This window comes from uncultured Porphyromonas sp. (assembly GCF_947254915.1).
Lineage (GTDB): Bacteria > Bacteroidota > Bacteroidia > Bacteroidales > Porphyromonadaceae > Porphyromonas.
The window spans coordinates 1-9,457 of record NZ_CAMYEZ010000091.1; the positions used below are offsets into that span (position 1 = coordinate 1).

At 53.3% G+C, this 9,457-nt stretch carries 6 protein-coding genes and 1 pseudogene; 2 read left to right on the forward strand and 5 right to left on the reverse strand.

The window, feature by feature from the left end; all coding sequences use genetic code 11:
• From Q0X57_RS06170 to rpsA, 5 genes and pseudogenes are all read right to left on the reverse strand, one after another.
• A pseudogene (locus tag Q0X57_RS06170) lies at positions 1-785 on the reverse strand (transporter); the annotation flags it as partial.
• A 63-nt stretch (positions 786-848) separates the two neighbouring features.
• A complete protein-coding gene (locus Q0X57_RS06175) occupies positions 849-2,564 on the reverse strand; it encodes a S41 family peptidase (RefSeq protein ID WP_297729083.1) in 1,716 nt (571 codons plus the stop codon).
• A gap of 317 nt (positions 2,565-2,881) precedes the next feature.
• Positions 2,882-4,315 carry a trigger factor gene (locus tag Q0X57_RS06180; RefSeq protein WP_297729086.1) on the reverse strand — a complete coding sequence of 478 codons (1,434 nt, stop codon included), beginning with the start codon at positions 4,313-4,315 and terminating at the stop codon, positions 2,882-2,884.
• 151 nt (positions 4,316-4,466) lie between these two features.
• Positions 4,467-5,024 carry a CD225/dispanin family protein gene (locus Q0X57_RS06185; RefSeq protein ID WP_297729089.1) on the reverse strand — a complete coding sequence of 186 codons (558 nt, stop codon included), beginning with the start codon at positions 5,022-5,024 and terminating at the stop codon, positions 4,467-4,469.
• Positions 5,025-5,305: 281 nt separating this feature from the next.
• Positions 5,306-7,102 carry a 30S ribosomal protein S1 gene (gene rpsA / locus Q0X57_RS06190; RefSeq protein WP_297729091.1) on the reverse strand — a complete coding sequence of 599 codons (1,797 nt, stop codon included), beginning with the start codon at positions 7,100-7,102 and terminating at the stop codon, positions 5,306-5,308.
• 475 nt (positions 7,103-7,577) lie between these two features.
• Here rpsA and Q0X57_RS06195 point away from each other — a divergent pair, with 475 nt between their 5' ends.
• Complete coding sequence (locus tag Q0X57_RS06195; protein ID WP_297729094.1) at positions 7,578-8,519, forward strand: glucosaminidase domain-containing protein; 942 nt, start codon at positions 7,578-7,580, stop codon at positions 8,517-8,519.
• A 49-nt stretch (positions 8,520-8,568) separates the two neighbouring features.
• On the forward strand, positions 8,569-9,457 hold an 889-nt coding region (locus tag Q0X57_RS06200; RefSeq protein WP_297729096.1), incomplete at its 3' end, for an AIR synthase related protein.

Below are 9,457 nucleotides of genomic sequence, written 5' to 3' on the forward strand. Positions count from 1 at the left end.
TGCTCCTGTAGGATCGTGTCTCCCTTAGCGACAGTGATGCGATGCGTCTCATGGCAGTAGTGGCGAGAGACCACTATCTCTCCTTGATTGAAGTAACTAGAGAGCAACTCCATGATAGACTTGCCAAAGACTGCAGGATTTGCCACAACAAACGAAGCCGAGCGTGCCGTATGCTCCAGGGCATCATCTTGAGAGACGAAGTCCTGCTCCTCCTTGCGGATATTGACCCGTAAGACACTGCGTACCACCATCATCGAGAGTATGATACCGATCACACCGAGCGGATAGGCCACCGCATAGCCCATTGCTATGGAGGGGTCAGACGTACCCATGATATCTGAGTAAGTTTGCTCAGCAGCACCCAGACCAGGCGTATTCGTCACAGCACCCGAGAGGATACCCACCATCGTTGACATAGGTAGTCCCGAGATATACTTGATAGCGATCGTGACGCCCACGCCGAGCATGACCACGAGGACCGCCAGGAGGTTGAGCTTCAGACCGCCCTTCTTGAGCGAGGGAAAGAAGCCTGGACCCACCTGCAGACCGACAGCATAGATAAAGAGTATGAGGCCAAACTCCTTGACAAAGTGCAGGACCCCAGGCTCGATCTGCATCCCTAGAGCACCGAAGAAGATACCCACGAAGAGTACCAGCGTCACCCCTAGGGAGACCTTGCCGATCTTGATGCGTCCTAGGAGCATCCCCACAGCGATGACTAGAGCTATCAAGAAGACAGAGTGCGCTATCCCCGAGCCGACAAATAGATTTGCGAACCAATTCATTGTATGATAAGCTTTTTACTTGATAAGAGGTATATATAAGATGTTATGAGACTCTAGTGAGGGCTACTTACCTTTGAGCAGTTGGTGATAAGTGGTCGGGTCTCCGAGGAGCGACACAGCACGCTGCGCCACCTTGTCTCGTGACATATAGTACTCCAGTCGACCCTCATCGTAGTAGCAGCGTGAGAGGATCTCCATATTAAGGTAGTCACGGATGAAGCTCTCGTAAGTCTTCATCAGCCGAGGCGTGTCAGCCCGTAGACTCTTCTGAAATGCGGCAAAGTCGCTCGCCACCTCATCGTAGCGTTGCTCCGCCTTGAGGGCGTCCTCCACCTTCTTGACCAGTTCGTCAGCGATAGACTTAAAGGTGAAGCCACTCTCTATCACCTTCTTCTTATAAGCAGTGTAAGCCTCATCACCCAGGTCAAAGCTCCTGAGCTTACTTCGCTCGGGAGCTCGGTGCGTCAGCAAGTAGTCAGTGACAAAGTCATAGGTAAGCGTGTCAAAGAGCAAGGTGCCTAGCAACGAAGGAATAGAGTCCGACGGGCAGACTATGTCAGGCATAATGCCACCAGCAGCATAGACCGTGCGTCCCTCCGAAGTCGTGTAGGCAGTGCCGAGCGAGTCGGTCGCATTGACCTGCTCAGCGCCACCACGATGGTTGTAGGAGAGCTTCTGTATAGAGCGTCCACTGGGTATATAGTAGCGAGCCGTCGTCAGCTTGAGCAGCCCCCCATCGGGCAGCTCAAGCGTGCCCTGTACCAGCCCCTTGCCAAAACTCTTGCGCCCCACGATCACCGCACGATCATAGTCCTGCAAAGCTCCCGCCACGATCTCAGAGGCAGAGGCCGAGCCCTCGTTGATCAGCACGACGAGCGGGAGCTTCGTGTCCAGAGGCTCCTTAGTTGTCTTGTAGCTATTGCTCTGCTGCGGGTAGCGCCCCTTGAGCGAAACGACCAGTTTACCCTTGGGGATAAATAGATTGACCAACTGTATCGCCTGCTCCATCAGCCCGCCACCATTATCGCGCAGGTCTAGGATCAGCCCGCTCAGCTTACCGCCCGCCTCCTTCTGTAGGCGGTCATAAGCCTTGAGAAATTCTTGACTCGTAGTGGCAGAGAACGTATTGAGCGAGATAAAGCCCACACGACCATTGAGTAGCTCCGCATAGGAGACTGGACTCAGGTCAATACGCTCACGGTTGAATGTTACCGTCAGCGAGTCCTTGGCGTAGCCTGGACGGCGCACCACCAGTGTGATAGGCGTGCCTGGCTCGCCACGGAGCTCATTGCGCACGTCAACCACCTTCGTGTGAGAGAAGTCCTTGCCATTGATCCGCCAAATGATGTCAGCTGGACGTAGACCCGCCTTATCCGCCGCTTTACCCTGTATGAGTGAGCCAATGATGACGACCGAGTCTTGATGCTGTCGTAGGATCGCCCCGATACCTCCGTAGAGACCCGTCGTACTCTCCTCAAAGGCCTTCGTCTCCTCCTCGTTGAAGTAGACCGTGTAGGGATCCAGTTGCTGTAGCATATAGGTGAGTGCTCCATCGTAGAGCGTGGTCAGATTGACCGTGTCAACGAAGAAGTTGCGCACATTGCTCAGCACGCTCCCCATCACTGCCATAGTAGTGGTGAAGTCATCTGACGTAGTCTTCTGTCCCGCAGAGGAGCTGGACGACGATGGCTGTTGAGCTGTCAAGCTCATAGGAGCTAATGAGAGTAAGCCCAAGAGCAACAGACTGATGAGGTGAGAGGGGAAAGCGTGTTGTTTCATACGATATTTGCGACCTTGCTACAAAGGTACTGAATATGTAGATACCAGTCTCATTTCTTAATTGAATATACGAACTAGAGATTAGAAGCTAGTGAGACGAGTAGCCTTGTGTAGGGACGCACAGGAGTGTCTAGCGGGAGGGAGGGCGTCCGTTCCCAGTAAAACTTGACGTGTAACCCACTATCGTTAATACAACGGGCTATATGTCTGCTTTGAACATAAAGCTTAGCGGGATCACCTCACACGTCGGTGAGATGATCCCGCTAGTCTGTATGATTTGTGGTAGCTTTTGCTGGCTACCCATTTCGGCGGATTGCTTAAGCTTCTGCTGGAGCTACAGGCTCGACGTCGCTGAGCCCGAGGATCTTGTTGATCTCTTTCTGCAGATCGGCGTGTACCTCGTACAGCTCTTTGATCGTGATGGGCTTCTGCTCATCGAGCGTGACGAGCTCCTGAACCTTTGCTGCGAGAGCCTGCTCCTTGGCTTGCTCCTTGGCGCTGAAGAGCTGCTCGTCGTTTTTCTCTATGGTGCTATTGACGATGCTCTCGATCAACTCATCGTTGGAGAGTAGCTGTCCCAGTCCAGCAGACTGTATCTGCCTCATAACACCCTCTCTCACAATCTTGCGAATGAGTTCGTTGGGCACCTCGACGTCTAGTTGCTTACTGAGCGATGCGAGCATGGCCTGGTAGCGTACGTATGGTAGGATCTTGTTGATGCGCTCGTCGTATGCCTCTTGTGTCTCCTCCTCTGTCTTTTCGTTTAGTAGGAGTGCTAGGTGCTTGTCTGGGAAGGTCAGCCCCTGTATCTTCTCTACGATGTACTTAGAGACGACGGTGGTAAAGATGTCGCTAGCCATGGCATCGTTGCGCTCGCCTTGTAGTCGCTTGAGCTCTGCTCTGAGCTCCTCCTCATTGGTCACCTTAGTCGTGGGGCCGAGCATGAGCTTAAAGAGCTTCTCGTCAATAGGGCTTGGGTTGTTGCGTAGGATGCGCTTGATCTTGATCTCAAAGGGGTTCTTGTACTCGTGTACCTCTTCCTGCTTGATCTGTAGGAATGAAGCTATCTCGACATCGTTGTTGTCATACGCCTTGTGGAGATCTATGGTGAGTGTGTCGCCCTTGTGCGCCTTGAGGATCTCTGTGCGGATCTCCTCATTGGTCACGTACAGAGGCATGATATAGCTCTCCTCCAGTGTGATGCCCTCGGTGGCATGCTGACCCTTGTCGTCTAGCTCCTGTACGGAGACGTAGAGCACGTCTTTGTCCTGAACGTCCTCAACCTCTGTGCGCTCACCAGCATTCTCGCGAGCGTTTTGGATCATCTGGTCAATCTCCTCATCATTGGCCTGGACGGTGTAGTGAGGTAGCGTGACGCTACTGTCGATAGTCTCGGGGAACTGAGGCATGAGTCCCGCAGATATCTGTAGCTTATAGTCCGTCTGCTCAGGTGTATAGGTATTGTCGTCTTGCTCCATGATCAGCCCTCCGACGGTATGGATGCCCTGCTCCTTGAGGTAGTGGCGGATCTCCTCGGAGGTCATCTCGTTGATCACTCTAAAGCGTACTGCCTGACCATACTTCTTCTCAATGATGGACGCCGGGGCCTTTCCAGGACGGAATCCAGGCATCTCGGCGGTCTTGCGTAGATGCTTTAGCTGGTCAGCGACTGGCTCTTTGATATCTTCGCTGGAGAGGGTGATGTTTAGGAGTACGACACTATCGTCTCTAAGCTCGTGTGATATGTTCATAGGACTAATATGCTATATGCGTGTATACTTGTTAGGGTGCAAAGGTACTAAAATTATGTAGCCTGACCAAAGCACGAGCGCCGAAGGGCAAGCGCTGGGGCGGAACGTGGAAACGGCTGTGCGAACGCACGTCTTGGGCGACTGCTGCTCCCTAGTAGTATGGCGAGAAGGCGGCTAGCCCGGTCTGAAAGGAGAATAGCCACACAATGTATGCTATCATAAGAACAAAGCCGACACAAGCTGAGGCAATGATCCAGTTGCGTGCTTGACGGCTAGCGTAGGCTGCGCCCTCGTAGTCTCCAGCGATGTAGCGTGAGGATACTCTTGACGAATGGATGATAGCAATGATACCGCCTATGTTACAGCAGAAGAGGGTCACGAGGATAGCCCAAACCAAGTAGTTGGGCGGTACGGGCGGACGCTCCGAAGGATTGCTGTACTGCGGAGCGCTACTGTACTGCGGAGCGCTGTTGTACTGCGGAGCGCTACTGTACTGCGGAGCTCCGTAGGTAGTCGCATTGTTGCTGGGTGGTGTGGGCGTGTTGGGTGCGATGAGCCCTTGCAGCTCGCTCACCTCACGAGCGGGAGCCCAGTCGGTCATACCTTCGGTCCAGACGATCGTCTCAGGTGTCAGCGATAGCCTCGCCAGCTCTTCGAGTGTATAGGGTCCCGCCTGCTTGTCGTTATATATAATATAGTATTGCTTCATCGTTGCAGTGTGGATTGATTACTTTACTCCCCAAAGGTACAGAATATTTGCAGACTATCGGAGCTGTCTATCGTGAACGAGGGTTAGCGTGTATACCGTTGTGGCATCTACGCTCTTAGCCTACACAATGAGACTGTTGACTTTTGCAACGGTCTCACGATAGCAACCTAATCAACGACCAAAAGAGAGGTGATCTCCCGACGGGAGGTCACCTCTCTTGCTATTTGCTATGGTTCGTCTCAGGGGGTGCTAGGCACCGGTTCCGAGACTATCACTATTTCTTACTCAGCGCTCTCTAGACGCTCCTTGAGAGCTGCTAGCTCGTCTAGGTCTCCGAGAGTAGCACGCTCTACGCTCTGCTGTGTAGCTGCGACAGCTGCAGCATCGCGTACCTGCTGGTTGCGCTCCTCGGTAGCAGCCTGACGACGCTCTGCACGCTCAGCATCCTCGTGGATACGGCTGTGAGAGACGATGATGCGCTGCATCTCGGGGTTGAAGTCTAGGATCTTGAAGGGGAGCTTCTCGTCTACAGCAACGCTCGTGCCGTCCTCCTTGATGAGGTGCTTAGGTGTAGCAAATGCCTCAACACCGTAAGGCAGTGCGATGGTGGCACCCTTCTCATTCATACGAATGACTGTACCCTCGTGGATAGAGCCGATGGTGAACTCCTTAGCGAACTCGTCCCAAGGATTCTCCGTCACCTGCTTGTGCCCGAGGCTGAGACGACGGTTCTCCTTGTCAATCTCAAGGACCTGTACCTCAATCATCTGACCAACCTTGACGAACTCGTTGGGGTGCTTGACCTTGCGAGTCCAGGAGAGGTCGCTGATGTGGATCAGACCGTCGATACCCTCGTCTAGCTCAACGAAGACACCGTAGTTGGTGAAGTTGCGTACACGAGCCTCGTGGTTGGATCCAACGGGGAAGCGCTGCTCGATGGTCTCCCATGGATCGGGCTTGAGCTGCTTGAGACCTAGGCTCATCTTGCGATCCTCACGGTCGAGCATAAGGACGACTGCGTCTACCTCCTGACCTACTGTGAGGAACTCCTGAGCACTGCGTAGGTGCTGCGTCCAGGACATCTCGCTGACGTGGATCAGACCCTCGACTCCTGGGATCACCTCTACGAATGCACCGTAGTCTGTGATGACGACGACACGACCATGGACGACATCGCCCTCCTTAAGGTTAGGATCGAGTGCATCCCATGGATGAGGCATAAGCTGCTTGAGACCGAGAGCGATACGTGTCTTCTCCTCATCAAAGTCAAGGATGACCACGTTGATCTTCTCGTCGATAGAGACCACCTCAGAGGGATCTCCGATACGACCCCAAGAGAGGTCGGTAATATGTATTAGACCGTCTACGCCACCGAGGTCGACGAAGGCACCATAAGAGGTGATACCCTTGACGACACCCTCGAGGACTTGCCCCTTCTCGAGCTTGGAGATGATCTCCTTCTTTTGCTGCTCGAGCTCTGCCTCGATGAGGACCTTGTGCGATACGACTACGTTGCGGTACTCGGGGTTGACCTTGACGATCTTGAACTCCATCGTCTTATCGACAAAAGCGTCGTAGTCCTTGATAGGACGTACGTCGATCTGAGATCCAGGGAGGAATGCCTCAATGCCGAAGACATCGACGATCATACCACCATTGACACGGCTCTTGATGTAGCCGAGGATGACCTCGTCGTTTTCCTGAGCAGCTGCGATCTTCTCCCATGCACGAGCAGCACGAGCCTTGCGGTGAGAGAGCTGTAGCTGACCATGACGATCCTCCTTGCTCTCGACAAGTACCTCTACCTCGTCTCCGACCTTGAGATCCTTGTTGTAGTTAAACTCGTTGGCAGAGATGATACCTGCACTCTTGTAGCCGATGTTGACTAGTACCTCGCGCTTGCTGATAGACATAACTTTGCCCATGACGACCTCGTTCTCTTTGATGGTCGTGAGGGTCTTGTCATAAATCGCCTCGCGCTCCTTGCGCATCTCTGGAGAGATGGCTGTGTCCTGTGCGTAGCCAGACCAGTCGAAGTCTGCGAGTGGCTGGATACGATCCGTTGGATTGTTACTCATTTAGTAAGTTGTGGTGATTTAATAGGTAAAACTGTATGTATAGATACTCTGTACAATGGCGCAAAGGTACAAAAATTCTTACATACGTGACGGCTAGCTGATTAAGCTTCAGGGCGCCTTGGAATTTCTACCGAGGAACTTCCCAATAGCTCACGAGGAAACGAAAATTCTCCACCGAGGCGGGAAATAAAACTTCGGAAGAATGAAATAAAACTTCGGAAGAATGAAATGGAAGTTCGGAAGAATTATCCCATCCCTCGCTGGAAAATCAAATATTTCTACTGCAAAATTCACGATTTCCTCCGTAGAGACTAGATCATATTTATAATGCGCCCTGATTAAGCATTGCGTTGATGCCGAAGCTAGTGACTACAGATCTATTTAGTACCTTTGTAGTTCAGGTAGCTCCTCTCACTCTGTGGGGAAGGTGCTTGACACCTAGCTACACGCCCAATAGATTAACGTCTAAAGCCCTATGAAGCTCTTCACCGATCCATCACGGTCTCTGCTCTCGATAGCTTGTCTGCTCTTGCTCTGCGCCACTGCGTGGGGGCAGGCGCCGATGAATCCTAACTACCAGACCTATATACGTACCTATGCCGATGAGTGCATTCGCCAGATGAAGCGTCACAAGATCCCTGCGAGCATCACGATGGCGCAGGGACTGATTGAGACGGGCGCTGGATCTAGTCGTCTGGCACGAGAGGGCAATAACCACTTCGGCATCAAGTGTCACCGCGCTTGGCAGGGGCAGCGCATCTATGCCGACGATGATCTCAAGGGGGAGTGCTTTCGCAAGTACCGCTCTGCGGGGGACTCCTACGAGGATCACTCCAACTTCCTCAAGCAGCCTCGCTACAAGGTGCTATACACCTACCAGATCACAGACTATGAGGCGTGGGCTAGGGGGCTGCAGCAGTGTGGCTATGCGACGAACAAGGGCTACGCCAACATGCTCATCAAGGTAATTGAGCAGTACGAGCTATACGAGCTGGATCGTGGGCGCTATCCACGCTGGATGTCGGGCCGACCTGCACCGACCTATACGCCTTCTGAAAAGGATCCAGAGATGAAGCTGACGCACGAGGGATTCTTTAGCTATGGACTCCTATATATATTAGCAAACAAAGGAGACTCGCTTGAGTCAATAGCTCGTGAGATGGGCATTAGTCTCAAGCGCTTGGCTGACTACAACGATATGCCGGTGGACTTCCCGCTGCAGGCTGGAGACGTGATCTACCTAGAGCGCAAGAACAAGCGTGCCACACCTGACTATCCCGACCATGTGGTGCAGGTGGGCGAGTCAATGCACGACATATCTCAGCGCTACGGCATACGCCTCAATCGACTATACCGTATGAACCATCTAGACTACGACTACGTCCCCGAGGAGGGCGACGTGCTCAGACTTCGCTAACATCTAACTTCTAATTTCTAAAGTCTAACCTCTAACTTCTAAGGTCTCTATGAACCGATATATGCGCCGAGGCGTTTCTGCCGCAAAAGAAGATGTACACAATGCCATTGCCCATATAGACAAAGGGCTCTACCCGCAAGCCTTTTGCAAGATCCTACCAGACGTACTGGGTGGTGATCCTGACTATTGCAATATCATGCACGCCGATGGGGCTGGCACGAAGTCTTCGCTAGCCTATATCTACTGGCGAGAGACGGGCGACCTATCCGTGTGGCGAGGCATTGCGCAGGATGCGATCGTGATGAACCTTGACGACCTCCTCTGCGTGGGGGCGACCTCGGGGATGCTCCTCTCCTCGACCATCGGACGCAACAAGCAGCTCATACCAGGCGAAGTGATCGGTGCCGTCATCAATGGAACCGAGGAGATCCTAGCGCAGATGCGTGACCTCGGCGTAGAGATCTATCTTACGGGAGGCGAGACAGCTGACGTGGGCGATCTAGTTCGCACGATCATCGTCGACAGCACGGTGACCTGCCGTATGCGTCGGAGCGACATCATAGACAATGCGCACATCGCCGATGGAGACGTGATCGTCGGCTTCGCCTCCTATGGTCAGGCGACTTACGAGGCGCGTTACAATGGCGGTATGGGGAGCAACGGACTAACCTCCGCACGACACGATATACTCTCGCACGCATTGGCCGAGAAGTTCCCCGAGAGCTACGACCCAGCCGTACCTGACGACTTGGTCTACAGCGGGAGCCGTGAGCTACTCGCTGAGGTGCCAGGAACCGGGCTGACGGTCGGCGAACTGATCCTCTCTCCGACCCGCACTTACGCACCGCTTGTGGCGAAGTTGCTCAAAGAGATGAGACCCGCCATCCACGGACTGATCCACTGTACTGGAGGCGCTCAGACGAAGGTGATGAACTTCG